Here is a 24,380-nt window from a genome sequence, read left to right as displayed (position 1 = left end):
GCCCCCGCCGCGTACGTTCGAAAGGAGGCGGACGAGGTACTGGGATCCCGTGTCCACCCCCGCGCGAAAGGCCCGTACGAGATGACCACCGAGAGCGACGCAGGCACCGGCACCGGCCCCGGCACCAAGACCCCCGCCGGCGGCTACGGCCCCACCGGCGGCGAACCCTCCCGCGAGCCCTACGAGCACCCCACCGCGGGCTGGGGCGCCGCCAAGTCCGTCGGCAAGGTCCTCGCCCGCGCGAAGGAGCCCGTCAGCAGCACCCGCCTGATGACGGTGATGAACCACGAGGACGGCGGCTTCGACTGCCCGGGCTGCGCCTGGCCCGACGATCTGCACGGCCTCAAGCTCGACCTGTGCGAGAACGGCATCAAGCACGCCACCTGGGAGATGACGCCCGACCGCGCCGGCAAGGAGTTCTTCGCCGCGCACACCGTCTCCGAACTCGCGACCTGGCCGGACTACGACCTGGAGGCCGCGGGCCGCCTCGTCGGGCCGCTCTCGTACGACCCGGAGACCGACCACTACGTCCCCGTCTCCTGGGCGGACGCCTTCGCGCTCATCGGCGAGACCCTGCGCGGCCTCGACTCCCCGAACGAGGCGCTCTTCTACACGTCGGGGCGGCTCAGCAACGAGGCGACGTTCCTCTACCAGCTCTTCGCCCGCGAGTACGGCACGAACAACCTGCCCGACTGCTCCAACATGTGCCACGAGGCGAGCGGCCGGGCGCTGACCGCCGCGATCGGCACCGGCAAGGGCACCGTCGACCTCAACGACATCGACACCGCCGACGCCCTCTTCGTCATGGGCGTCAACGCCGCCTCGAACGCGCCCCGCATGATCACCGCCCTCGCCGACGCCTACCGCCGCGGTGCCCAGGTCGTGCACGTCAACCCGCTCATCGAGGCCGCGGCCGGGCGCACGATCGTGCCGCACGAGTTCGGCGCGATGGCCACGTTCAAGGCGACCCCGACCGGCACCCTGAACCTCCAGCCGCGCATCGGCGGCGACCTCGCCCTGCTGCGCGGCATCGCCAAGCACGTCCTGGAGGCCGCCGAGAAGGACCCGAAGGCGATCGACGAGGAGTTCCTCCACCGCTTCACGGAAGGGTTCGACGCGTACCGCGACCTGTGCGCGGCGACCCCGTGGGAGGACCTGGAGGCGGCCAGCGGCCTGCCCCGTTCCGAGATCCGCGCGGCGGGCGACGTCTACCTCAACTCCTTCCGCACGATCATCAGTTGGTGCCTCGGCATCACGCAGCAGGAGCACGGTGTCGACACCGTCCGCGAGATCGTCAACGTGCTCCTCCTGCGCGGCAACATCGGGCGCGAGGGCGCGGGCCCCTGCCCCATCCGCGGCCACAGCAACGTCCAGGGCAACCGCACCTGCGGCGTCGACCACCGCCCGAAGCAGGAGTTCCTCGACCGGCTCGCCGACGCGTGCGGCATCGACCCGCCGCGCGAGCCCGGCCTCGACACGGTGCACGGCATCGAGGCCATGGCGAGCGGCGCGGCGAAGGTCTTCGTCGGCATGGGCGGCAACTTCGTCCGGGCCGCACCGGACACCGACTTCACCGAACAGGCTCTGCGCAACTGTGAGTTGACCGTCCAGGTCTCCACGAAGCTGAACCGCTCGCACATCGTCCACGGCCGCCGCGCCCTCATCCTGCCCTGCCTCGGCCGCACCGAGCGCGACCTCCAGGAGGCCGGCGAGCAGGCCGTCTCGGTCGAGGACTCGATGAGCATGGTCCACCTGTCGCGGGGCATGAAGCGCCCGGCGTCCCCGCACCTGCTCTCCGAGCCCGCGATCATCGCGGCGATGGCGCGGGCCACGCTCCCCGGTTCGGCGACGCCCTGGGAGTCGTACGTCGACGACTACGACCGGATCCGCGACACGATGGAGCACGCCCTCGCCGGATTCGACGCGTTCAACCGGCGGGTGCGCGGCCCGCACGGCTTCCGGCTGCGCCAGCCGGCCCGCGAGCGCATCTTCCAGACCCCGTCCGGGCGCGCCGAGTTCAGCCTCGCGGCGCTGCCCGACCCGAACCCCGGCGAGGGCCTGCTCACCCTCGCCACGGTCCGCTCGCACGACCAGTGGAACACCACGATCTACTCGTCCGACGACCGCTACCGGGGCGTGCGCAACCTGCGCACTCTCGTCTTCCTCAGCGCCGACGACATGCGCGAGCGCGGCCTGACCGACATGGACCTCGTCGACATCACCAGCATCGCCAGGGACGGCAGCCGCCGCTCCGTGCACGGCTACCGCGCCCTCACCTACGACCTGCCGCGCGGCTGCGCCATCGGTTACATGCCGGAGCTCAACTCCCTGTGCCCGCTGGGTGATTACAGCCCCCAGAGCGACCAGCCGCTGATGAAGCACCTGACGGTGGAGGTGACGCCGGCCCGGTAGCCCCGCGCCCGCATCCGCCAACCCCCGTACCCAGCCGACCTGTTGATCCAGGGAGAGCGTCTAGGCTGGGCCCGGGAAGGTGATCGTCGGATGCGAGATGAGGACTCCGTGACCAGTGACGCCACCGCCGGCGGCCTGCGCGACAGGATCGACACCAGCAGGCCGCACACCGCGCGGATCTGGAACTACTGGCTGGGCGGCAAGGACAACTACCCCGTCGACGAAGCGGCCGGCGAGCAGATCAGGCAGCTCCACCCGGGCATCGCCGACTACGCCCTCGCCGACCGGGCCTTCCTCGGCCGCGCGGTGCGGTACCTGACCGGCGAGGTCGGCATCCGCCAGTTCCTCGACATCGGCACCGGCCTGCCCACCGTCGACAACACGCACCAGGTCGCCCAGAGCATCGCCCCGGACGCGAAGATCGTCTACGTCGACAACGACCCGCTCGTCCTGCGTCACGCCCAGGCCCTGCTGACCAGCACCCCCGAGGGCCGCACCGACTACATCGACGCCGACCTGCGCGACGTCGACCAGATCCTGGAGACCGCCGCCAAGACCCTGGACCTGACCCGGCCCGTGGCGCTCATGCTGCTCGGCGTGGTCATCTTCGTCGGCGACGACGAGGACCCGTACGGCATCGTCCGTCGGCTGCTCGACGCCCTGCCCTCCGGCAGCCACCTCGTCCTGTCCCACACCATCACCAGTCCGGCGATGCCGGACGTGGACGCGGCCGTGGCGTTCTGGAACGAGAACGGCACCCCGCGCCTCAACCAGCGCACCCCGCAGGAGATCACCGGTTTCTTCGACGGCCTGGAGCTCCTGGAGCCCGGCGTGGTCTCCTGCTCGCGCTGGCGCCCGCAGGACACCACCGGCGAACCGCCCGCGGAGGTCGCGATGTTCGGCGGCGTCGGCCGCAAGCCGTAGCCGCGGCCGTGCGTCCCTGAAACCGCGCCGGGGAGCGGCAACCTCCGGCGCGGCGGCGGCGACCGGAGGACGTGAAGGCCGCGAAGAGCCCCGGGCGTGCTGCCCGGGGCTCCCCACAAGCCGTACGTCTAGAGGGTCACGGCACGCCCGCCCAGCGTCACGGCGAGCTTGCCGTCGGAGGCGTACGACCACTTGAGCGCGCCGCTGAAGTTGGCGCAGCGCGAGCCGTTGGTCCCGGTCCAGAACTGGTTCGTGCTGTCCACGGTTCCGACGGTCTTGTCGTTCGATCCGCTGACGTTGAACCGGCACGAGGTGTTGCCGCTGTACTTCGACGTCCCGGCGTCGAACGAGTAGTTGCGTTCCTTGTTGTCGATGCTCAGGTTGTTCGAGATCGTCATCGAGCCCGGGTTGGAGTTGTACGTGAACCCGTGGTGGCCGTTGCCGAAGGCGATCGAGCGGCGCACGACGTGGTTGACGGCGATGTCGTCACCGCCGAGCTTGTAGCCGTTGCGGTCGCCGTTGGTGTTCACGGTGCCGTTCGAGAGGGTGCCGTTGCTGTACGACAGCGAGTCCTCGATGGTGACCGGGCCGATCGCCCCGGTGTCGGACTTCGTGTACAGGTCCCACCCGTCGTCGATGTTGTTGTGGGAGACGGCGTAGCGGAACACGTTCCCGGTGCCGGTGGTCAGCTTCGCGGCGAACCCGTCGGCGTCCTCGCCGTCCGAGTCGGCGTTGTCGTGCGACTCGGCGCTCACGATCAGGTTGTCGGACGGCCACTGCGAGGCGGGCGTGCTGGACGAGATCCGGCCCAACTGGAGCCCGGTGTCCCGGTTGTAGCGGGTCACGGTCCGCTCGATGACGTTGTGGCTGCCGCCGACGTAGATGCCGTTGTCCCCGGCCCGCTCGACGGTGAGCCCGTTCACCTGCCACCACGAGGCGTTCAGCTGAAGCCCCCGGTTGCTCGAACTCTCGCTCTGCGCCGAGAAGTTGAGCACCGGCTTCTCGCTCCCGTAGGCGACGAGCTTCGTCCGCGCGGCCGACGTCCCGTCCTTGCCGACGGGAATGGTGACCGTGGACGAGTACGCGTAGGTGCCGCCGCGCACGTAGATGGTGCCGCCCGCCGCGACCCGGCTGATCGCCGAGGTGAGCGTGGTCGGGGCGGACGAGGTGCCGGCGGCGGAGTCGGTCCCGCCGGGCGCGACGTACAGGGTGCTCTCGGCCGCCGCGGCCGGGCTGAAGGTGGCGCCGCCCGCCAGCGCGGCGACGGTGCCGGTCAGAAGGCCTATGGACGCGATGACGGCTCTCGATTTCATCGTTCGTCTCCAGGGTGCAGGGGGTGGGGTCTGGAAAGCGCTCTCTCTCGTTCAGTTCCGGACGTTAGAGCTGTGATCATGCACACGTCAATGGTTACGTACGTGTTTCTTGTTCAGGAACATGAACAACTTCGGCGGCCGGATCAGCGCCAGTACTGCGCGAGCACCCCCTCCTTGAACGGCGCCGGGCTCACCGCCAGATCCCCCGAGTACGGGCGGTCCAGGGTCAGGCAGAGCAGCACGCTCACGCCGATCAGGGCGGCGACCGCGGCCACGAACATCAGGTGGGCGCGGGCGCTGCGGATGCCGTACAGGCAGGTCAGCGGGAGCATCACGAGGGCTCCGCCGTAGACGAGGACGGCCAGCAGCAGGGGAAGCTGCTGCTGGGCGTCGGAGAGGCGGGCGCGGCGGGCCGAGGCGATGTCGGCGAGGGTGGCGACCGACTGGGAGTAGTACGTCTTCTCGGCCTCGGTCCTCGGCTCGTAGTCCTGGAACACCCCGTACAGAGCGGTGACCTGAGGGTTCGTCAGGGACGGGTCGGGGGTGCCCGACCGCATCAGCGGCCACTGCTCGTCGACGACGGCACGGACGTAGTCGCCCATCGCGTCCCGGACCTTCGCGCGCTGTCCGGGCGGGAAGGCGTCGGCGTCGCGCAGCACCTCGGCGGTCTGGGTGGCCTCGGTGGCGACGTTGGTCTGCGCCGCGTTCAGGCTCTCCCACTCGGCGACGACGACGAACGCCAGGATGATGCCGTAGATCGCGGCGTACATGCCGAGGACGACGCCGATCATCTCGTTGTACTCGCCCTTCGCCACGAGACGCGGGAACTTGTGCCGCATGAAGACCGCCCCGGCCAGGGCGACGAAGACGCAGCCGCCGACGAGGAGCGCGGCGAGGGCGAGGGTGCTGAGGTGGTTGAGCAGCCAGACTTCCACAGGGTTTTCGGTTCCTTCGCGGGGCGGGGGAGCGGGTGGGCCTGGGGCGATCCTCGGTCGGCGGTCGCGCGCCCGGAGTGCGGTTACGGGGAATGCGCCCCTTCGTGTGATCGCGGCGCGGGCGGGCCGGCGCCGCGGCTGGGCCGGATGGGCCAAATATCTGACGGATCATCATTTAAAGCGTCCGGATCGAGCCGGAATGCGCCTTCGCCCGCTCTACTCTCCGGGGACTTGCCCTGACGGAGGCGGAGGATCATCCATGTTCAGACGTCGGCCGACGCCGGCCCGGCTACCAGCGGCCCTTGTGACGGTCCTGGCGGTGATCTTCGGCTCCCAGGCCGCCGCGCTGCCCCTCGCCTCCGCGGCCGACGACCCCATGAGCTCGGTCGGCATCACCAAGACCAACAGCACCGGCGGCGACCCCCTCAAGCCCGGTGACGACTTCATCTACACGATCAACGGCCAGTGCTCGGGCCTGACGGTCGACTGCGTCGACTTCACGGTCGTCGACGTCCTGCCCGAGGGCCTGGACGTGACGAGCCTGCCGAAGTCCACGACGACGCGCGATGTCACGTACGACGAGGGCACGCGCACGCTGACCGTCGTCTACAAGCAGTCCCTCCAGAACCCGGCGGGCAAGACCGGCCTGCGGGCCGGGCAGGCGGGCGCCGTCGAGATCGGGATGCGGCTGCCGGCCGACACCCGGCTCGCGGACGGCACGACGATCACCAACACCGCCGAGGTGTCCGCCGACAACGCGGACCCGAAGGACTCCAGCACCGACGTCACCGTCTCCGTCCCACGCGTCGTCAAGCCGGTGGCGACCAAGACGTGGGAGGACGGCTCCGCGGTCGCGGGCAGCGGCGAGGAGTCCACGCTCACGCTGAACGTGCGCAACAACTCCTCGTCGTCCGCCGAGGTCACCGAGCTGTCGGTGTCCGACACCACCGCGGACACCTTCGAGTACTTCGACTTCACGTCGGCGAGCGTGACCACGTTCCCCAAGGGCGCCGACCAGGCCCACCTCGTGGTCACCACGGCCGACGGCGCCGAGCACACCGGCGCCACGATCACCGCCCCCGGCGAACTCCCGCTGCCGCGCGGCGTCGACCCGGACGAGGTCACCGGCTTCGAGATCGTCTTCACCAACAGCTCCGGCGACCCGCTCCCGTACGACGAGAACGGCGGCACCGTCGAGGTCGGCCTGAAGCTGCGCGACACCAAGCGCTCCGACGGCTCCGACCTCAAGCCCACCGACAAGATCACGGTGAACAACTGCGCGACGCCGGCGGCCGAGGAGAAGACCGACGGCGACGTCGACGGCGCCCAGGCCTGCGACACGTACGACATCCTGCCGGACACGCTGATCCTGAACGGCACGAAGAAGTTCTTCCCGGACACCGACGGGGACTTCACGCAGGACACCGGTGAGCACGCGGTCGTCGGGGAGAACTCGCCGGTCTCGATGATGGTCGACGTGACGAACAAGTCGCCGTTCCCGGTGAAGTCGATCACGATCACCGAGCCGGACGCCACGGCCACCAGCGAGTTCGACAAGGTCGACATCTCGCGGGTGCGGCTGCGCTTCCCCGACGGCGCCACCGAGGCGAAGCTGACGTCACGTACGCGGACGGCACCACGACCACGAAGACGTACACCGGGAACCAGACGGTCGACGTCGCGAAGAGCGGCACCACCGTCACCCAGGTCGAGGTGACGTACACCGGTGTCGACGGCGACGGGAACCCCACCATCAAGGAGGGCGCCGACGCGGGCCTCGACCTGCACGGCACCCTGAACAGCCAGGTGACCGACGAGGACCTGCCGTCCGGCTCCAGCCCCGGCATCGACAACTGCGCCGGCTTCAACGGCGACGCGGGCCGCACCGACGGCTCCGGCACCGCCTCCGGCACGGCCTGCCAGAACCTGCCCGTCGAGGCGCCCCACACCTCGGGCTCCGGCACCAAGACCGTCGACCAGACCGACGTGCCGCCGGGCCAGCCCATCCCCATGCACCTCAAGCTGGAGAACAACGGCAACAAGCCGCTCGTCGACCCGGTGCTCACCGACCCGCCGGCCGGCCCCGACGGCAAGCCCACCGGCGTGAGCCCCTTCGACATCCTCCAGATCGACTCCGTGTCCGTGTCCCCGTCCGACGCCCCGGTCACCATCGAACTGTGGGACCCGGACGCGGACAGCGGCGCCGGCGCCTGGGTCGCGTACGACAGTGCCTCCGAGGACGTACGCCACCGCGCCACCGGTGTACGGGCGGCGTACGACGGCGACATGCCGCCCCAGACCAGCTTCACCGTCGACCTCGTCACCGAGCGCCGCGAAGGCGTCGAGAACGGCGAGACCTTCGACAACTGCTACTCGATCGACGCGGGCGGCGACTACACGCCGGGCGCCGACATCTGCTCCCCGGGCCTGACCACCGGCCCCGCCGACGACTCGGCCTCCCTCAACAAGTCGATCAGCCCGGGTGAACTGCCCGAGTACGTACCCGGGTTGCCGCGCCAGCACGCGAACATGGCGCTGACCGTGCTCAACACCGGCAACATGTCGGCCAAGTACCTGAAGATGACCGACCAGGACGCGGACTTCTTCGACGCCGTCGACCTCGTCTCCGTCAAGTCCAACCAGATGCCGGCCGGCGCGAACCGCGTACAGATCGACGCGTACGTGAACGGGGCCTGGGTCAACGGCACCCCGGCCTCCTCCGCCGCCCTGCCCTCCGGGGTGAACGCCGCCGACGTCACCGGCATCCGCGCCACCTACTCCTCCACCAGCACCTCCAACGACGGCTACACGCTCACCCCCTGCTCCTCCAACAGCTGCGCCGGCATCCTCACGCTCGACGTCAGCCCGCGGCCCGCGCTGCGCTCCAGCGGCGACCCGGTCCCGGCGCACCTGGAGGACACGGTCAGCGGCGAGTTCCTGACGAAGGTGGAGGACGAGGACAGCCCCAAGTCCATCGACCCCGTCGACGCCACCCTCAACCTGGTCAAGGGCGACCCGGTCCTCGACGTCAGCAAGACCCCGAACACGGTCCTGGCCCCCGGCGAGGACGCGCCCTTCTACCTGAAGGTCACCAACACCGGCACCGCGAACGTCCCGAACCTCGTGGTGAAGGACGAACTCCCGCCCGGCATCGCGTTCGTGGACACCTTCGCCGGTGACGACGGACAGCCGTACAAGATCAACGACGCGAAGGTGCCCGACGGCACTCCGGCCCTGCCGACCCCCGTCTTCAAGCAGACGACGAGCAACGGCCGCGTGTCGGGCCTGAGTTGGGACTTCTCCAAGGACGCCGGCGGGAAGCCGTTCGTCTTCGCGCCCGGCTCCACCTTCACCATCGAGATCCACGTCAAGCTGGAGGCGGGCATCACCGCGGGCCAGGTGGTCACCAACACGATGGGCGCCACCTCCTCCGACCCCGACCTCGCCTGCGACGGCACATCGCAGACCGACGGCGGCTTCGGCACCGGCCTGTACTGCGTCGCCTCCGCGACCCTTACCGCCAAGGCCGGTGCGGCCTTCACGGCCCGCAAGTGGGTATCGGGCCGGGACAGCCTCGGCTGGTACAACGCCCTGACCAAGGAGACCGTCCCGGCCGGCGACGACTCCTGCCTGTCCACCACCGACGACGCGGGCCGCCGCTACACCAGCAGCCCGTGCGTGGCCCTGGTCAACCCCGGCGACCGCTACCACTACCTGATGCGCGTCCAGAACTCCGGCACCGAGTCCGGTACCGCCATGCGCATCGTCGACCGCTTCCCCGTCCAGGGCGACAAGGGCGTCATCCTCGACCAGGAGCGCGGCACCGCCTGGGACAAGCGCCCCACCCTCGCCACCCGGCCCCGCCTGTCGGGCCCCGGCGACATGACGGTCTCGTACGAGAACGACGAGCCGCTGTGCACCGACGACCTGGACATGGGCGGCGCCGGCTCCACCGCCGACCAGTGCGACTCCTCGGTCTGGGACGACGGCTTCGGCGCGGCCGCGGTAGGCGCCCGCTTCCACCTGCTCTTCCCCGCCCCGCTCGCCCCGGGCGGCGCGGTCGACATCACGTACGCGATGGACACCCCGCTCGACGTCACCAAGAACGGCGACCCGACCATCGCCTGGAACTCCTACGCCCACAACGAGACCACCGACCGCTCCGGCTCCCCGCGCGTCCTCCAGCCCAACGAACCGATCCAGGTCGGCGTCGCCCTCGCCTACGGGGACCTGAAGCTGGTCAAGCAGCTCGGCGCCCACCCCGACCAGCTGGACGGCGTACTGAAGAAGCAGCGCTTCCCGTTCCATGTCACCTGCGTCATCCACCCGCAGGGCGGCCGCGACCGCACGGTCGTCGACGAGGACTACCGGGTCTCGGCCGGCAAGCCCGTCACCGTCACCGGCATCCCGGCCGGCGCCGACTGCCAGGTCTGGGAGACGGCGGCCCGCGGCGGGCAGTCCGACCACCCCGGGAGCGACCCGGTCGAGGTCACGATCAAGCCGGGCCTCGGCACGACCTCGGTCCGGACGGCCCGCATCACCAACACCTTCGAGTTCGGCGCACTCCAGCTGAACAAGGCGGTCGACGGCGACGCGGCCTCCTACGCCGACGGCCGCACCTACGACGTCAAGGTCTCCTGCGCCCTGCCCAACGCGGCCGGCGGCGCGAGCGACCGGGTCCTCGACAAGACGTACGAGGTGAGCGCGGACGAGCCGGTGACCATCAAGCCCCTTCCGGTGAACTCCCGTTGCTGGGCACAGGAGGTGGGCACCGGCGGCGCGGCGAAGGCGGTCGTGGACCACGGCACGGCGTCGAACCCGGCGATCATCACTGCGGGCACCGACCCGGAACCGGGGCCTCCATCACCATCACGAACACCTTCCCGGCCGCCGACCTGACCGTCACCAAGCACGTGGTCGGCGGGGACGCGGGCCCCTACTCCTTCACCCTCTCCTGCACCACGGACGAGGGCGACGTCCCCCTGGCCGACGCCGACCGCGCCTTCTCCCTCTCGGACGGCGAGACCCGCACGATCGGCGTCCCGCAGGGCGCGGCGTGCACCGTGCAGGAGACGGACGTCCCGTCCGGCGACACGGTCACGTACAAGACGTCGGACGGCGGCGACGACGGCGACGTGACGGTGTCCTCGCCCACCTCGGTCGACATCACCAACACCTTCGAGCCCGACCACACCCCCGACCACGGGGACAAGGGTCACCTGGCCGACACCGGCACCTGGAACTGGACCCTCTTCGCCGTCCTCCTGGCAGCCCTGGCCCTCACCGCCGGAGCCTTCGCCCGCCGGTCGGCCCGTAGGCCGTAACCCCTACCCCGAGCACAACAAGAAGCCCCGGGCTGCTGGCCTGGGGCTTCTTCGTGGAGCGGGTGACGAGAATCGAACTCGCGCTCTAAGCTTGGGAAGCTTATGTTCTACCATTAAACTACACCCGCGTAGTACGGCCGTTGAAGCGATCCGTACTGCCGGACACTGTACCTCATGCCGGGTCCCGGGCGCCTCCGCGCCGGGGCCCGGCTGCGTTGTGTGGGGGTGGAAGTGACTGCGGGTGAAGGGAGTTGAGGCGTACGGTGGGGGGACCGCGAGAGGGTTGTCCAGGGTCGGGGAGTCGCCTGGATCGGCGTCCCTTTCATCCCGTAATGTGACCCCTCGTCGTCGGTCAGGAAACTGGCCCAATGGCTTCATGGGGAAGGGACTCCGGGACTTGATGGACTCGATGGAACGCACCGTCGTCCGTTGTGCCGAAGGGCACGTGTTCAGCACCGCTACGTTCCCGATGCAGCAGGCCGACCGCCTCGGTCCCGGCCGGCTCATCCGGTGCCCGCGGTGCGCTCGGCTGCGGCACGCCGTTCCTGTGGGACCGGACAAGAGGTAGCCGCAGTCGTACCGACCAGGTGAAGCGCGCGGGCCCGCCGATTGTGGCGGGCCCGCGCGCTCTGCGTATCCTCGGTGCGTGCTTCTCTCAGACAAGGACATCCGGGCCGAGATCGACGCCGGACGGGTGCGCATCGATCCCTACGACGAGTCGATGGTTCAGCCGTCGAGTATTGATGTGCGTCTCGACCGGTACTTCCGGGTGTTCGAGAACCACAAGTACCCGCACATCGACCCGAGCATCGAGCAGGCCGACCTGACGCGGCTCGTGGAGCCGGAGGGCGACGAGCCGTTCATCCTGCACCCGGGCGAGTTCGTGCTCGCCTCGACGTACGAGGTCATCTCGCTTCCCGAGGATCTCGCCTCGCGGCTCGAGGGCAAGAGTTCGCTGGGCCGCCTCGGGCTCGTCACGCACTCGACCGCCGGGTTCATCGACCCGGGCTTCAGCGGCCACGTCACGCTGGAGCTGTCGAACCTCGCGACGCTCCCCATCAAGCTCTGGCCCGGCATGAAGATCGGGCAGCTGTGCCTGTTCCGGCTGACGTCGGCGGCCGAGTTCCCGTACGGCAGTGAGCGCTACGGCTCGCGGTACCAGGGGCAGCGCGGGCCGACCGCCTCCCGTTCCTTCCTCAATTTCCATCGGACCCAGGTGTGAGCAGCAGCGACATGAGTGACGTCAGCCCCGTGCGCGAGAACCTTACGTACGAGAAGTTCGGGGTCGCCGTGCGCGAGCTCGCGCAGACCATCGCCGACGACGGTTACGAGCCCGACGTCGTGCTGAGCATCGCGCGCGGCGGTGTCTTCGTCGCCGGGGGTCTCGCGTACGCGCTGGACTGCAAGAACATCCACCTGGTCAATGTGGAGTTCTACACCGGGGTGGGGACGACCCTGGAGATGCCGGTCATGCTCGCGCCCGTCCCGAACGCGATCGACTTCAGCGACAAGAAGGTGCTGATCACCGACGACGTCGCCGACACCGGCAAGACGCTCAAGCTCGTGCACGACTTCTGCCTCGACACGGTGGCCGAGGTGCGGTCCGCCGTCGTCTACGAGAAGTCGCACTCGCTCGTGAAGTGCGAGTACGTGTGGAAGCGCACCGACGACTGGATCAACTTCCCGTGGAGCGTGGAGCCGCCCGTGGTGAAGCGCAGCGGGCAGGTGCTCGACGCCTGAGCCACGGCTGACATATGAGAAGGGGCCCCTCGCCGTCGCGAGGGGCCCCTCCTCGTATGTCTTTCTCAGAGCGTCAGAACGTGCCCAGCTTGATGATCGACAGGAGCGCGATCAGCTGGATCGCCGACGCCGCGAGCGCCTTCGGCCACGGCAGGTCGTGGGACTTGGAGACCATCGTGGTCAGCAGGGCGCCGGCCAGGGCCCAGGTGGCCCAGCCGAGGAGCTGGACGAACATCTCGTTGCCGCCGAGGAACATGCCGAACAGCAGGCGCGGGGTGTCCGTGAGCGCGACGATCAGCATCGACAGGCCGACCGTGGGCTGCCAGGCACCGTCGCCGCCGAGCTGGCGGGCCAGGGTGTGGGTGACCACGCCGAGGATGAAGAAGCTGATCGTGACGGCGACGCCGGTGGTGAGGACGTACGGGATCGCCGACGAGAGCGTGGCGTTGATCACGTCCTCGCGGGCGCCGTCGAAGCCGAAGATCGCGAGCAGTCCGTAGAGGAACGTCACGATGAGGGCCGGGGCCCACATCGCGTAGTCGCGCATCTGGAGGTACGTGGGGGCCGGGCGCAGCACGACTCCGCTGAGCAGCTGCTTCCAGTGCAGGCGGGGGCCGATCGGCCCGGCCGGGGCCGCGCCCGCCTGGTAGGTGGCGCCCTGCGTGTACGGGTCCGGGTCGTCCGGGTTCACCGAGAACGCCTGGGTGTGGCCGGGGTTGTTCGCCGCGTACGGGTCGTAACCGCCCTGGCCCTGGCCCTGGTGCCCGCCGAAGTACTCCGGCTCACCGTGCCCGTTGCCGCTCTGGGGCCACTGCTGCTGCCCGCCGTAGTACTGCGGTTGCCCTTGCGGCGCTTCGCGGTTGTCCCGGCCGCGTCCGTTCCTGAATCCAGCCACGTATCGAACGTACCTGGTTTTACGGGGGCCGATGCCGGGGCCGGGAATCGGGCCCGGCATTGCGGCTGAGCTGTGACATCCCTTAGGGGACGGCCACCTAGGGGGTCGGTCGGCCGGTGACGATGTCGTCGTACCCGTCGTGGTCGAAGTCGCCGTACGCGGTGCGGCCCCATTCCGGGCGCGGGCCCGCGTGTGTGCGACGCGGGCCCGGCCGGGTGTGCTGTGTACGTCAGTTGGCGGCGTTGCCGCCGAAGATGGGCTGGCCGGCGGTGTCGACGCCCACGGCGGACGGGGAGATACCGCGGGAGCCGGTCGTGGTGATCTTCGTGCCGTCGGACGGCAGGTAGGTCAGGGAGCCGTTCCCCGTGTTCTCGTAGTACGCGCCGACGGTGAGGTCGGCCTTGCCGTCGTTGTTGACGTCGGTGAGCTTGAGCTCGCTGCCGAACGAGTCGTCCGTCTCGTCCGTGCCGGGGACACCGTCCGTGGACTGGGCGAAGAACTGGGCGCCGGTCGTGGTGTTCAGGCCGTCGGCCGAGCCGTAGAGGACGGTGACGGAGCCGGCGTTGCTGACACCGTTCAGGTCCTCGCCCATCGCGCCCACGGCGAGGTCGGCGTAGCCGTCCCCGTTGATGTCGCCGAGGGACAACTCGCCGCCGAACCCGTCGCCGCGCTCGGAACCGCCGGGGACGTTCCCGGTGTTCTGGGTGACGTTGGCGAAGGTGCCGGGGCCGGTGGCGGAGCCGTAACTGACGTGGACCTGGCCGCCGATGACCGACTCGGGGACGGACGGCTCGTCGGAACCGGACTTGGCCGGGTCCCAGTCCTGGCCGGTGACGATGTCGCCGAAGCCGTCTCCGTTGATGTCGCCGATGCCGGTGATGACGCCGCGCTTGAGTTCCTTGGCGCCGGTCATGGTCAGGCCGGAGGCGGAGCCGGGCACGTAGTAGTTCGTGTTCCAGCCGTAGTCGCTGTCCGTCTCGTAGCCGTCGACGACGAGGTCGGTCATCTTGTCGCCGTTGACGTCACCGGCGAACAGCATGAGGGGGCCGGTGGGAACCCCGCTCTGGATGTTCGGCTTGATCGTGTAACGGCCGCCCACGGCACCGGACTTGGAGATGCCGCCCTTGAAGACGTAGACCGTGCTGGCGGACGAGCCGACGGCGAGGTCCTCGACGCCGTCGCCGTCGAAGTCGCCCGCGGCGAGGGTCCGGCCCCACCGGTCGTGCGAGGAGACCGCCGGGTCGGCGAGCGTGGTGCCGCCGGAGAGGCCGGAGGCCGAGCCCCACAGGATGGCGACGGTGCCGCCGTCGGCGTCGGTGCCGACCTTCTCGTGCTCGGCGGAGACGGCGAGGTCGTCGTAGCCGTCGTGGTTGAAGTCGCCGTACGCGCTCACCCAGCCGAAGGCGTCGTTGGTCTCGGCGGAGCCGGGCACACCGGTGGTGTTCTGGCTGATGGTGAGGCGCTTGGTGGACGTGATGCCGCTCGCCGAGCCGTACAGGGCGACGATGTCGCCGGCGCCCGACTTGCCGCCCACCGTCGCGTTGCCCGCGGAGAACGCGACGTCGCCGTAGCCGTCGCCGTTGAAGTCGGCTTCCTGGTGGTGGACCGAGTCGGCGGCGCCGGCGGTGCCCGCGGACACGGCGATCAGCCCGCCGGTGACGGCGGCGGCGGTGGCCGTCGCGGTGGCGAGGCGGACGCGGGTGGGGGAGGGGGTGGGGATACGTCTGTGCTTGCCCATGGGGGTGCTCCTGGAGATGTGCGAATCGCGGAAGCTGTGGGTCAGTCGGCGAAGTTGATGCCGAGCTGGGCCGAGCCGGAGGCGGAGATGCCCAGCGTGGACGTGTAGATGCCGGCCGAGGCCGACAGGGTGTCGTCCGTGTTCGAGTGCAGTGCGTAGACCGCGCCGTTGTAGCCGTTCTCTCCCGAGGCGCCCACGACGACGTCGCCGCGGCCGTCGTCATCGAGGTCGTCGACGTGGACGTCGGAGCCGAAGCCGTCGTTCGTCTCGTTGGAGTTGGGCACGCCCGGGGTGTTCTGGCTGTAGAACTTGGCGCCCGCACCGGTGATGCCGGAGCCGTCCGCGGCGCCGTACAGGACGGTGACAGAGCCCGCGTTGGCGACGCCGTCGAGGTTCTCGCCCCGCGCGCCGACGACGAGGTCGAGGCGTCCGTCGCCGTTCACGTCGCCGAGGTCGAGCTCCTCGCCGAAGCTGTCGCCTTTCTCACCGGCACCGGGGACGCCCGCGGTGTCCTGGTCGATGGTCTGGATCCCCGAGACGTCGGGGCCGTTCGCGGTGCCGTGGGCGATCAGGACGGCTCCGCCGAGCTGGGCGCCGGCGACGTCGGTGTCCGGGTCCCAGTTCATGCCGATGACGACGTCGCCCTTGCCGTCGCTGTCCACGTCCCCGACGTCCGTGATGATCCCGGAGGGCAGCTTCACGGCGCCGTTCGCGGTGACGCCCGCGGTGGTGCCGGGCAGGTAGTAGTTGGCGTCCCAGCCCTCTCCGTCGCCTTCGAAGCCGTTGACGATCAGGTCGTCGACGGCGTCGCCGTTGATGTCGCCGGAGTGCAGGTTCATGACGCCGACTCCTTCGGCGCTACTCTGTACCGGGGCCTTCACGGTGTAGCGGCCGCCCAGGGTGCCCGTGCGGGCGTCGTCGCCGCGGATCACGTCGATCGTGGCCGAGTTGGTCGTGCCCACGGCCAGGTCGTCCTTGCCGTCGCCGTCGAGATCGGCGCCTTCGAGACGGGCGCCGAACCAGTCGTGGCTCTGGACGCGCGGGTCGGCGATGGTCGTGCCGCTGGTGAGGCCGTTCGCGGAACCCCACAGGACGGCGACGGTGCCACCATTGGTGTCGGAGCCGACGTCCTCGCCGGGCGAGCCGACGGCCAGGTCGTCGTAGCCGTCGCCGTCGAAGTCGCCGTAGGCCGTGTCGTAGCCGAAGTTGTCCTTGGTCTCGGCGGTGCCGGGTACGCCGGACGAGTTCTGAGTGAGGGTGGTGTGCTTGCCGCCGCCGTACAGGACACTGACCGCGCCCGCACCGAGGTGTCCGTTCACGTCGGCCGCAGGGGCGGACACCGCGACGTCCGCCACCCCGTCCCCGTTGAAGTCCGCGTCGGACGCCGACACCCCCGGCGTGGCCGCGGACGCCGTGCCGCCGGCGGCGACGAAGAACCCGCCGGTCAGGGCGGCCGCCGCGGCCGTGGCAAGGCGTATGAGGGTCGGAGACGGGGCGGGAAGTCGTCTGTGCTTGGCCATGCGGTGGCTCCTGCGAGAAGGGGGATGTCTGGCGGACATCCCGTCAACGGGGCGCCGTTTGGCGGGCGTTTGCCGGGAGTTGTCCCGGGTGCAGCCCGCCGGTTGGCGAACAGGAGACACTTAGTGGGGTGTGATGGTTGTACGGGACAGGTGAGGTTTTACGGGGTTCTTCGCCGAGGCTCAGCGGGCCAGGGCGGTCCCGTATCCGACCGCTCCCGAAAGGCCCAGCTTCGTCGGGGTCAGCGCCACCGTGTCCGGGTACGGCGGCTCCTCGTCCGTCTTGTGGAACCAGACGCCGCCGGTCGATCCGTTCTCGCCGGGCGCGCCGATCGCGAAGTCCGCGAGGCGGTCGCCGTCGTAGTCCGCGGCGGCGAGAGTGGCGCCGAAGCGGTCGCCCGCCTCCGCGGTGCCCGCGACCTGGCTGCTGTTCTGGGTGGTCTGGTTGCTGCCGAGGAAGCGGGGTTCGCCGTACGCCTTCTCCAGGTACGTGTACGCGCCCGCCGCCGTCTCGGCGCCCACCGCCTCGTGCGGTGTGCCCACGAGGAGCGCGTCGTGGCCGTCGTGCACGGTGTCGTGGACCGTGGCGAGGGACGCGCCGAAGTCGTCCGCCGCCTCGGCCGCGCCGCCGACGTACGGGGAGTCCTGCGTGGTGCAGCCGGCGGCTCCGCCGAGCGTGGTGCCCGGCTTGCCGAGGACGAGCGCGACGGCGCCGCCGAGGCGCTGCGGGCAGTACGTGGTCTCCACCTCGGAGTTGGGGCGGACGAGGCCGATCGCCAGGTCCTGCGTGCCGTCCGCGTCGAAGTCGCCCGCGGCGAGGGCCGCGCCGTGGTCGGGCGTCGACCAGGTGGTGCGCCAGCCGTCACCGTCACCGCCCGCCGTCTTCGTCATCACGAACGTGCCCTGATCCTCCATGCCGCTGTACGTGACCGCGAGGTCGTCGCCGCCGTCGCCGTCGAAGTCGGCGGTGGCGAGGGCGGTCGGGCCCGCGAAGTGCCAGTTGCGGACGACCGTGGGGGCGGCGCCGCCGGGGGTGCGCAGGAACAGGGCCGCGCCCTCCTCCGAACTGCTGCTGTACGTGACGTCGGTGCGGCCGTCGTGGTCGTAGTCGCCGGTGGCGAGCAGCGCGCCGATGTGGGCCTCGTCGTGGCCGCCCTTGGCGGTGGTCGTCCCGGACGTGAGGCCGTGGGCCGAGCCCCACAGGACGTAGACGGCGCCTTCGTAGTGCTCGCCGGGTACGTCGAGGGTCTCGTCCGGGGCGGAGACGGCGAGGTCGGCGTAGCCGTCGCCGTTCAGGTCGGCGGGGGAGAGCGCGGAGCCGAAGCGGTCGCCGGACTCCGAAGTGCCGGGTATCGAGGGCGAGTTCTGGCTGATGGTCGTCGAGCCGTGCTTGCCGGGGCCGCCGGCGCCGCCCCAGACCACGTTCACGTATCCGGCCTTCGCGTGGCCGGCGACGGTCGCCGCCGGTACGCCCACGGCGAGGTCGGTGTAGCCGTCACCGTTGAAGTCGCTGCCGGTCCCGGCCGGTTGGGCCGTCGCCGGGCTCGCCGCGGACAGGGCGAGACCCGTCGTGGTGAGGGCTGCGGCGCACAGGAGGGCCAGGTTTCGTACGCGCACGGTGGGCTCCCGGAGGGGTGGAGTGGGGTGGGGTGGAGTTCGCTTCCGGGAGTGTGACGGGTGAGGCGTACGGATGGTTGTGTCGAGGTCAGTGAGAGGAGTCAGCGAGAGGGGGCAGTGGGAGGGGTCAGTGAGAGGTGAACTCCGTTGTGGAGAAGGTGAGTCGGGGGGCCTTGGCAAGCAGGGAAGCGGTGCGGGCTCCCGGCAGGATCAGCACCGTGTCCGTCTCGTGCGAGGTGTCCGGCGTGCGTTGCAGGGCCACGTCGTCGCGGCCGTCCCCGTCGAAGTCCGCCACGGCGACGACCCGGCCCGTGCCGAGGTCGCCGGGCGCCAACTGCGTGCCGCCGCGCACCAGTCGGAGTTTCGAGGTCTCCCCCGAGACCACGACATCCGTGCGGCCGTCGCCGTCGAGGTCGCCCGTGTCGAGCGTCTGACCGGTGGCCTTCACCGTGCGCGGGGCGGCGCCCTGGCCCGCGTACACCGTGAGCCCGCCCTCGGTCAGGACGGCCGTGCCGAAGTCGCCGAACGCGACGTCCGTGCCCGCGGGGTAGGCCGCGCCGGGGCGGGCCGGTCCCGTGGGCCCGCCGAGGACGACGGCCGAGCGGGCGGTGCCGTTGTGGGCGCGGACCAGGACGTCGTCGGCGCCGTCCCCGTTCAGGTCGGCGGCGCCCGCCGGGACGTTGCCGGAGGACTGCGCGACGCGGGGCGTGCCGCCCGGGGCGCCCTTGCGGCTGAACGGTCCCGGCAGGTACGTCAGGCGGCCGGCGCTCGCGTGGACGACCAGGTCGTCCTTGCCGTCGCCGTCGAAGTCGCCGCAGACCGGCTGGTCCGGCCAGTCGTTGCCGAAACGTGCCTGCGCGGGGATGCGCAGCTTCACGCCCTTCCCGGCGATCCCCGTCGGCGAGCCGAAGAGGAGCTGGAGCGGGACCGGGGGCATGCCCTGGCCGTCGTAGGGCGGGTCGGTGGAGACGACCAGGTCGGAGAAGCCGTCCGCGTTCAGGTCACAGGCCGCCTCGGAGCCGAACGCCGCCGGGGTCTGCCCCTTCGTCCGCGCCGCGTACTTCGCCGGGGACAGCAACTGCCGTGCCGCCGGGACGAGTCCGTGCTTCTTCCTGCCGTAGACGATGCCGATGCCGGGGTCGTCGCCGCCGTCGTCGTGCGCGAGGTCGTCGAGGACGAGGTCCGGGGCGCCGTCGCCGTTGAAGTCCGTGGAGCGGGGCGAGTGGGACGCGGCCTTGCTGCCCGTGCCGCGCGGGATCGGGGCGACGGCGGCCGCGTCCTTGTTCGCGAGGGCGACGGGGCTGTGGGACGCGGCGGCGTCCGGGTGCGTGGCGCCGCCGCAGGCGGTGAGCGCGGCGGCGAGCAGCGCTGCTCCCAGGACCGCCGTGCGGCGGCGACCGTGTCCGCCTATGCCTGTCAACGCCATGTCCCGCCCGCCCCGCCGATGATGTAGTCGTTCCGAAAGGGATCCAAAAGGGATCCGAAAGGGACCCGAGAGTGATCCGAGAGTGAAGTGTCTCTTCCGGTTCATGATGCCGACGGGGCCGGGGGGCGTTAAGGGGTGGGAGGTGCCGGGTTGGTCACGTTCCCTCCCCCCAACGCGTCAGCGCAGCTCGGTGCCGAACCGGATGCCCGCGCCCGGCAGTCCGAAGTCCGCGCCGTTGAAGGACGTCGCCGACGTCGTCGTCAGGTACGGGGAGCTGCCGCGCAGCACGGTGACGGCGCCCGCGTCGGCCTTCGTGCCGATGTCCTCGCCGGACGCGCCGATCGCGAGGTCCGCCCGGCCGCCGCCGTTGATGTCCTTGAGGCGCAGCGACGAGCCGAACGCGTCGCCGGCCTCGGCCGCGCCGGGGACGCCGCTGGTCGCCTGGTGGTAGGCGCGGCCCCCCTGGGGGTAGTTGACCCGGCCCTTGAGGACGGTGACGGAGCCGGTGCCCTTGACGCCGTCGACGGTCTCGCCGGGTGCGCCGACCGCGATGTCGTCGCAGCCGTCGCCGTCCAGGTCACCGACGGCGACCGACGCGCCGAACCGGTCCTCGGCCTCCGTCGCGCCGGGGACGTCGACGCTGTCCTGGGTGAACTTGGTCATGCCCTCCATCTCGTCGCCGAAGATGGCGGAGCCGCCCAGGAACACCCAGATCGAGTTCCCCTCGGGCTGCCCGGTGACCAGGTCGGGGTAGCCGTCGCAGTTCACGTCGCCGGTGGCGGCGGCCCCGGTGGTGGAGCCGGTGTAGTTCCCGTCGATCTGCCCGGAGTAGTAGCCGATGTCGCCGGCGCCGCCGTTGACCCAGCCCGTGTACGGGCTGCCGTCGGCGTGCTTGCCGTAGAGGACGTACGTGTACGTCCTGCCGGTGCCGACGCCGTGGAACTGGGCGGCGGTCTGGCCCTCCAGGGTCACGTCGTCGGGGACGAAGTCGACCTCGGGCGCGTACGCGGACGCCGGGGTGCCGTCCCCGTACCACCACCACTTCTTGGCGCTCACCACGGAGAGCTGGGCCCAGTCGTCGCCGTCGAGGTCGACGAAGACGGTGCCCTCGCCGAACCGTTCGTCGTCGGCGGTCGGCGCGTGGTAGACCTGCGCGCCGTGCGTGAGGCCGCCCGAGCCGCCCCACATCACGGTGACGGCGCCGGACGCCCAGTCGGCGACCTGCTCGCCGGGGGCGCCGATGATCAGGTCGGCGAAGCCGTCGTGGTTCACGTCGCCGCTGGAGACGTTCTCGCCGAACTCGTCCTCGGCCTCGGTGACGCCGGGCACGCCGGCGCTCTCCTGGGTGATCGTCACGGATTTCGCCGGTCCGACGCCGGACGCCGAACCGTAGGTGACCGTCACGGAGTTGGCCTTGGGCGTACCGATGGCGAGGTCGCGGTAGCCGTCGCCGTTGTAGTCGTCCTTGAGGGCCGTCGCGGCGGACGCCGTGCCGGCCAGGGGGAGGGTGAGTCCGCCGGTGACGAGGGCGGCCACGCCTGCGGCGACGGCCAGCTTCCTGATGCGCACGGTCAACTCCAGGGGGAAGTACGGGTGTTGCTTCGGTTCACTGATGTGACACGTGAGGTCGGGGTGGGGGTTGTACGGGGGCGGCCGCCAATTCACTGCGGCTGCGCGAGGGTGCGGCTCACGCCCACGTCCGCCGGTGCGGAGTGCGCGGTGCGCGAGGCGCCCCACCCGTAGCCGATGACGAGCTCGGACGCGTACGCCCGCGAGCCCTTCCCCGTCCTGCGACGCCGGCGGCGACGACCAGTGAGCCGGACCGGCGCTCCGGCCTTCCCCCACTGGCCGACACCATCCGCGGAACCGATGTCCAGCTCACTCCGGAACGCCAAAGGCCCCGTCCCACCAGGGACGGGGCCTCAGGGCTGACGTACGGACCGGCTACTTCACCGGCTCCGGCTCCGGCGCGTCCGCCGGCTCCGCGTCGCCCGCCGGGTCGGCCGGCGTCTTCACGGAGTCGAGCAGGAGCTGCGCGACGTCGACGACCTGGATGGACTCCTTGGCCTTGCCGTCGTTCTTCTTGCCGTTGACCGAGTCGGTCAGCATGACGAGGCAGAACGGGCAGGCGGTGGAGACGATGTCCGGGTTGAGGGACAGAGCCTCGTCGACGCGCTCGTTGTTGATGCGCTTGCCGATCCGCTCCTCCATCCACATCCGCGCACCACCGGCGCCACAGCAGAAGCCGCGCTCCTTGTGGCGGTGCATCTCCTCGTTGCGGAGGCCAGGGACCTTGCCGATGATCTCGCGCGGGGGCGTGTAGATCTTGTTGTGGCGGCCCAGGTAGCACGGGTCGTGGTACGTGATGATGCCCTCGACCGGAGTGACCGGGACGAGCTTGCCCTCGTCGACGAGGTGCTGGAGCAGCTGGGTGTGGTGGATTACTTCGTAATCGCCGCCGAGCTGCGGGTACTCGTTGCCGATCGTGTTGAGGCAGTGCGGGCAGGTGGCGACGATCTTCTTCGCCGACTTCGGCTTGGCCGACTCGGGGACGACCTTGCCGTCGTCGTCGAGCTCCTCGCCGAACGCCATGTTGAGCGCCATGACGTTCTCCTGGCCGAGCTGCTGGAACAGCGGCTCGTTGCCGAGGCGGCGGGCGGAGTCACCGGTGCACTTCTCGTCGCCGCCCATGATCGCGAACTTCACGCCCGCGATGTTGAGCAGCTCGGCGAAGGCCTTCGTGGTCTTCTTGGCCCGGTCTTCCAGGGCGCCCGCGCAGCCGACCCAGTAGAGGTACTCGACCTCCGTGAGGTCCTCGATGTCCTTGCCGACGACCGGGACCTCGAAGTCGAGCTCCTTGAGCCACTCCAGGCGCTGCTTCTTCGCCAGGCCCCAGGGGTTGCCCTTCTTCTCCAGGTTCTTGAGCATCGTCCCGGCTTCCGACGGGAACGCGGACTCGATCATCACCTGGTAGCGGCGCATGTCGACGATGTGGTCGATGTGCTCGATGTCGACCGGGCACTGCTCGACGCAGGCGCCGCAGGTGGTGCAGGACCACAGGACGTCGGGGTCGATGACGCCGTTCTCCTCGGCGGTGCCGATGAGCGGGCGCTCGGCCTCGGCCAGCGCGGCGGCGGGGACGCCGGCGAGCTGCTCGTCGGTCGCCTTCTCCTCGCCCTCCATGGACTTGCCGCCACCGGCGAGCAGGTACGGGGCCTTGGCGTGCGCGTGGTCGCGCAGCGACATGATCAGGAGCTTCGGCGAGAGCGGCTTGCCGGTGTTCCAGGCGGGGCACTGCGACTGGCAGCGGCCGCACTCGGTGCAGGTGGAGAAGTCGAGCAGGCCCTTCCAGGAGAACTGCTCGACCTGGCTGACGCCGAACGTGTCGTCCTCGCCCGGGTCCTCGAAGTCGATCTCCTTGCCGCCCGAGGTCATCGGCAGCAGCGCGCCGAGCGACACGTCGCCGTCGGCGTTGCGCTTGAACCAGATGTTCGGGAACGCGAGGAAGCGGTGCCAGGCGACACCCATGTCGGTCTTCAGGGCGACCGTGATCATCCAGATGAAGGAGGTCGCGATCTTCAGGCCGGCGAAGAAGTACGTGAGGTTCTGGAGCGTGGAGGTGTCCATGCCCTCGAACCAGTTGACCACCGGGTACGAGATGAAGAACGACGCCTCGTAGCTGTCCACGTGGTGCTGGGCGCCTTCGAGGGCGTGCAGCAGGAAGATGCAGACGCCGACGATGAGGATGACGGCCTCGACGAAGTACGCCTGGCCGAAGTTGGAGCCGGCGAAGCGGGACTTGCGGCCCGGCTTGCGGGGGTGGGACAGCTGGCGGATGACGATCAGGACCGCGATCCCGATGATCGTCAGGGTGCCGATCAGCTCCACGAACATGTTGTACGGGGCCCACTCACCGACGATCGGCAGCAGCCAGTCGGCCTGGAAGAGCTGGCCGATGGCGTTGACGATCGTGAGCAGCAGCGAGAAGAAGCCCACCGCCACGAACCAGTGCGCGACACCGACGATGCCCCAGCGGTTCATCCGGGTGTGGCCGAGGAACTCCTTGGCCACGGTGACGGTGCGCTGTACCGGCTCGTCGGTGCGGGTGCCCGCGGGCACGTTCTGGCCGAGCCGCATGAAGTTGTAGATCTGCAGGAGGGCGCGGACGAACAGGGCCACGCCGACCACGATCGTAACCAGCGACACGATGATCGCGGCGAGTTGCATTTGAGGGCTCCTCGGGCCTGCGAGGTGGCATTACCAGGCATTACTAAGCGGTAACTTATGTAGTCCGTCTGAGACTACCCACTTACGTCGACGCAATGTAGTCGGCGGGTTCGTGATCTGCGTCGCTGAGGCAACCCTCACGGCGGCCTCGGCGGCGCCGGGCCCCTGCGCGGCGGTGAGGCCGACGCCAAAGCAGATCGTGTTATTCGCCCCATATTTGGACATAACGGAATAGCTTATGTAGGGCTCTGGACGGGCGTGGCCGCCCGGTGTCACCCCGATGGCCACCTCGTTCGCCGCCACCCTGCTTCC

18 protein-coding genes, 1 tRNA gene and 1 pseudogene are annotated in these 24,380 nt (G+C 70.2%); 8 read left to right on the top strand and 12 right to left on the bottom strand.

Annotated features, from left to right (window positions below):
- Window positions 1-81 precede the first annotated feature (81 nt).
- Complete coding sequence (locus AB0L37_RS00915) at window positions 82-2,412, top strand: FdhF/YdeP family oxidoreductase (RefSeq protein WP_365497983.1); 2,331 nt, start codon at window positions 82-84, stop codon at window positions 2,410-2,412.
- Window positions 2,413-2,502: 90 nt separating this feature from the next.
- Entirely contained in the window at window positions 2,503-3,336 is an 834-nt protein-coding gene (locus AB0L37_RS00910) for an SAM-dependent methyltransferase (RefSeq protein WP_365497981.1), read from the top strand.
- Between the two features lie 128 nt (window positions 3,337-3,464).
- Here the strand turns inward: AB0L37_RS00910 and AB0L37_RS00905 are convergent, their stop codons facing one another.
- Window positions 3,465-4,649, bottom strand: a complete 1,185-nt coding sequence (locus AB0L37_RS00905) for a right-handed parallel beta-helix repeat-containing protein (protein WP_365497978.1) — start codon at window positions 4,647-4,649, stop codon at window positions 3,465-3,467.
- 143 nt (window positions 4,650-4,792) lie between these two features.
- Window positions 4,793-5,584, bottom strand: coding sequence for a hypothetical protein (locus AB0L37_RS00900; RefSeq protein ID WP_365497975.1), 792 nt, complete (start codon window positions 5,582-5,584; stop codon window positions 4,793-4,795).
- Between the two features lie 259 nt (window positions 5,585-5,843).
- Here AB0L37_RS00900 and AB0L37_RS00895 point away from each other — a divergent pair, with 259 nt between their 5' ends.
- Genes AB0L37_RS00895 through AB0L37_RS00885 form a run of 3 tightly spaced genes read left to right on the top strand, consistent with a single transcriptional unit; the run spans window position 5,844 to window position 10,908 of the window.
- Window positions 5,844-7,301, top strand: coding sequence for a hypothetical protein (locus tag AB0L37_RS00895; protein WP_365497972.1), 1,458 nt, complete (start codon window positions 5,844-5,846; stop codon window positions 7,299-7,301).
- Window positions 7,298-10,483 (top strand): DUF5979 domain-containing protein, encoded by a 3,186-nt coding sequence (locus AB0L37_RS00890; RefSeq protein WP_365497970.1) that lies wholly within the window; start codon window positions 7,298-7,300, stop codon window positions 10,481-10,483. The genes AB0L37_RS00895 and AB0L37_RS00890 overlap by 4 nt, the downstream gene beginning before the upstream one ends.
- Window positions 10,484-10,497: 14 nt before the next feature.
- Complete coding sequence (locus tag AB0L37_RS00885) at window positions 10,498-10,908, top strand: DUF5979 domain-containing protein (protein ID WP_365497967.1); 411 nt, start codon at window positions 10,498-10,500, stop codon at window positions 10,906-10,908.
- 54 nt (window positions 10,909-10,962) lie between these two features.
- On the opposite strand, the gene AB0L37_RS00880 is transcribed toward AB0L37_RS00885, so the two are convergent.
- Window positions 10,963-11,036, bottom strand: a tRNA-Gly gene (locus tag AB0L37_RS00880).
- A gap of 248 nt (window positions 11,037-11,284) precedes the next feature.
- On the opposite strand from AB0L37_RS00880, the gene AB0L37_RS00875 reads away from it, so the two are divergent.
- The 3 genes from AB0L37_RS00875 to AB0L37_RS00865 all read left to right on the top strand — a co-directional run bounded on the left by AB0L37_RS00875 (window position 11,285) and on the right by AB0L37_RS00865 (window position 12,648).
- Complete coding sequence (locus tag AB0L37_RS00875) at window positions 11,285-11,476, top strand: hypothetical protein (RefSeq protein ID WP_365497964.1); 192 nt, start codon at window positions 11,285-11,287, stop codon at window positions 11,474-11,476.
- Between the two features lie 78 nt (window positions 11,477-11,554).
- Window positions 11,555-12,130, top strand: coding sequence for a dCTP deaminase (gene dcd / locus AB0L37_RS00870; protein WP_365497962.1), 576 nt, complete (start codon window positions 11,555-11,557; stop codon window positions 12,128-12,130).
- Between the two features lie 11 nt (window positions 12,131-12,141).
- Window positions 12,142-12,648 (top strand): phosphoribosyltransferase, encoded by a 507-nt coding sequence (locus AB0L37_RS00865; protein WP_365497959.1) that lies wholly within the window; start codon window positions 12,142-12,144, stop codon window positions 12,646-12,648.
- A 73-nt stretch (window positions 12,649-12,721) separates the two neighbouring features.
- Here AB0L37_RS00865 and AB0L37_RS00860 read toward each other — a convergent pair whose 3' ends face one another.
- From AB0L37_RS00860 to AB0L37_RS00820, 9 genes and pseudogenes are all read right to left on the bottom strand, one after another.
- A complete protein-coding gene (locus AB0L37_RS00860; RefSeq protein WP_365497956.1) occupies window positions 12,722-13,543 on the bottom strand; it encodes a Yip1 family protein in 822 nt (273 codons plus the stop codon).
- Between the two features lie 97 nt (window positions 13,544-13,640).
- Window positions 13,641-13,697 (bottom strand): annotated as a pseudogene (locus tag AB0L37_RS00855) (hypothetical protein); the annotation flags it as partial.
- Window positions 13,698-13,772: 75 nt separating this feature from the next.
- Complete coding sequence (locus AB0L37_RS00850) at window positions 13,773-15,281, bottom strand: FG-GAP and VCBS repeat-containing protein (RefSeq protein WP_365497953.1); 1,509 nt, start codon at window positions 15,279-15,281, stop codon at window positions 13,773-13,775.
- A 41-nt stretch (window positions 15,282-15,322) separates the two neighbouring features.
- Window positions 15,323-16,801: an FG-GAP repeat protein gene (locus tag AB0L37_RS00845; protein ID WP_365497950.1), complete on the bottom strand. Its 1,479-nt coding sequence runs from the start codon at window positions 16,799-16,801 to the stop codon at window positions 15,323-15,325.
- A gap of 180 nt (window positions 16,802-16,981) precedes the next feature.
- Window positions 16,982-18,415 (bottom strand): FG-GAP and VCBS repeat-containing protein, encoded by a 1,434-nt coding sequence (locus tag AB0L37_RS00840; RefSeq protein ID WP_365497947.1) that lies wholly within the window; start codon window positions 18,413-18,415, stop codon window positions 16,982-16,984.
- Between the two features lie 127 nt (window positions 18,416-18,542).
- Window positions 18,543-19,841, bottom strand: coding sequence for a VCBS repeat-containing protein (locus AB0L37_RS00835; RefSeq protein ID WP_365497944.1), 1,299 nt, complete (start codon window positions 19,839-19,841; stop codon window positions 18,543-18,545).
- A 177-nt stretch (window positions 19,842-20,018) separates the two neighbouring features.
- Window positions 20,019-21,410 carry an FG-GAP repeat protein gene (locus AB0L37_RS00830; RefSeq protein ID WP_365497941.1) on the bottom strand — a complete coding sequence of 464 codons (1,392 nt, stop codon included), beginning with the start codon at window positions 21,408-21,410 and terminating at the stop codon, window positions 20,019-20,021.
- Between the two features lie 92 nt (window positions 21,411-21,502).
- Window positions 21,503-21,736 carry a hypothetical protein gene (locus AB0L37_RS00825; RefSeq protein WP_365497938.1) on the bottom strand — a complete coding sequence of 78 codons (234 nt, stop codon included), beginning with the start codon at window positions 21,734-21,736 and terminating at the stop codon, window positions 21,503-21,505.
- Window positions 21,737-21,785: 49 nt separating this feature from the next.
- The gene (locus tag AB0L37_RS00820; RefSeq protein ID WP_365497935.1) at window positions 21,786-24,068 is read right to left on the bottom strand and encodes a (Fe-S)-binding protein; all 2,283 of its coding nucleotides are present in this window, start codon (window positions 24,066-24,068) and stop codon (window positions 21,786-21,788) included.
- Window positions 24,069-24,380: the final 312 nt, after the last annotated feature.

This window comes from Streptomyces sp. NPDC052225, from assembly GCF_040679615.1.
Classification (GTDB): domain Bacteria; phylum Actinomycetota; class Actinomycetes; order Streptomycetales; family Streptomycetaceae; genus Streptomyces.
Note: the sequence above shows the minus strand (reverse complement) of the source record. Positions and strands in the feature narration are given on the sequence as shown.

What these genes read in the sequence shown, in the direction of transcription:
- AB0L37_RS00835 (WP_365497944.1), bottom strand. Translation starts at nt 19,841, where the DNA reads ATGGCGTTGACAGGCATAGGCGGACACGGTCGCCGCCGCACGGCGGTC.
- AB0L37_RS00845 (WP_365497950.1), bottom strand. Translation starts at nt 16,801, where the DNA reads ATGGCCAAGCACAGACGACTTCCCGCCCCGTCTCCGACCCTCATACGC.
- AB0L37_RS00895 (WP_365497972.1), top strand. Translation starts at nt 5,844, where the DNA reads ATGTTCAGACGTCGGCCGACGCCGGCCCGGCTACCAGCGGCCCTTGTG.
- AB0L37_RS00910 (WP_365497981.1), top strand. Translation starts at nt 2,503, where the DNA reads ATGCGAGATGAGGACTCCGTGACCAGTGACGCCACCGCCGGCGGCCTG.
- AB0L37_RS00820 (WP_365497935.1), bottom strand. Translation starts at nt 24,068, where the DNA reads ATGCAACTCGCCGCGATCATCGTGTCGCTGGTTACGATCGTGGTCGGC.
- AB0L37_RS00905 (WP_365497978.1), bottom strand. Translation starts at nt 4,649, where the DNA reads ATGAAATCGAGAGCCGTCATCGCGTCCATAGGCCTTCTGACCGGCACC.
- AB0L37_RS00915 (WP_365497983.1), top strand. Translation starts at nt 82, where the DNA reads ATGACCACCGAGAGCGACGCAGGCACCGGCACCGGCCCCGGCACCAAG.
- AB0L37_RS00850 (WP_365497953.1), bottom strand. Translation starts at nt 15,281, where the DNA reads ATGGGCAAGCACAGACGTATCCCCACCCCCTCCCCCACCCGCGTCCGC.
- AB0L37_RS00875 (WP_365497964.1), top strand. Translation starts at nt 11,285, where the DNA reads ATGGGGAAGGGACTCCGGGACTTGATGGACTCGATGGAACGCACCGTC.
- AB0L37_RS00865 (WP_365497959.1), top strand. Translation starts at nt 12,142, where the DNA reads ATGAGTGACGTCAGCCCCGTGCGCGAGAACCTTACGTACGAGAAGTTC.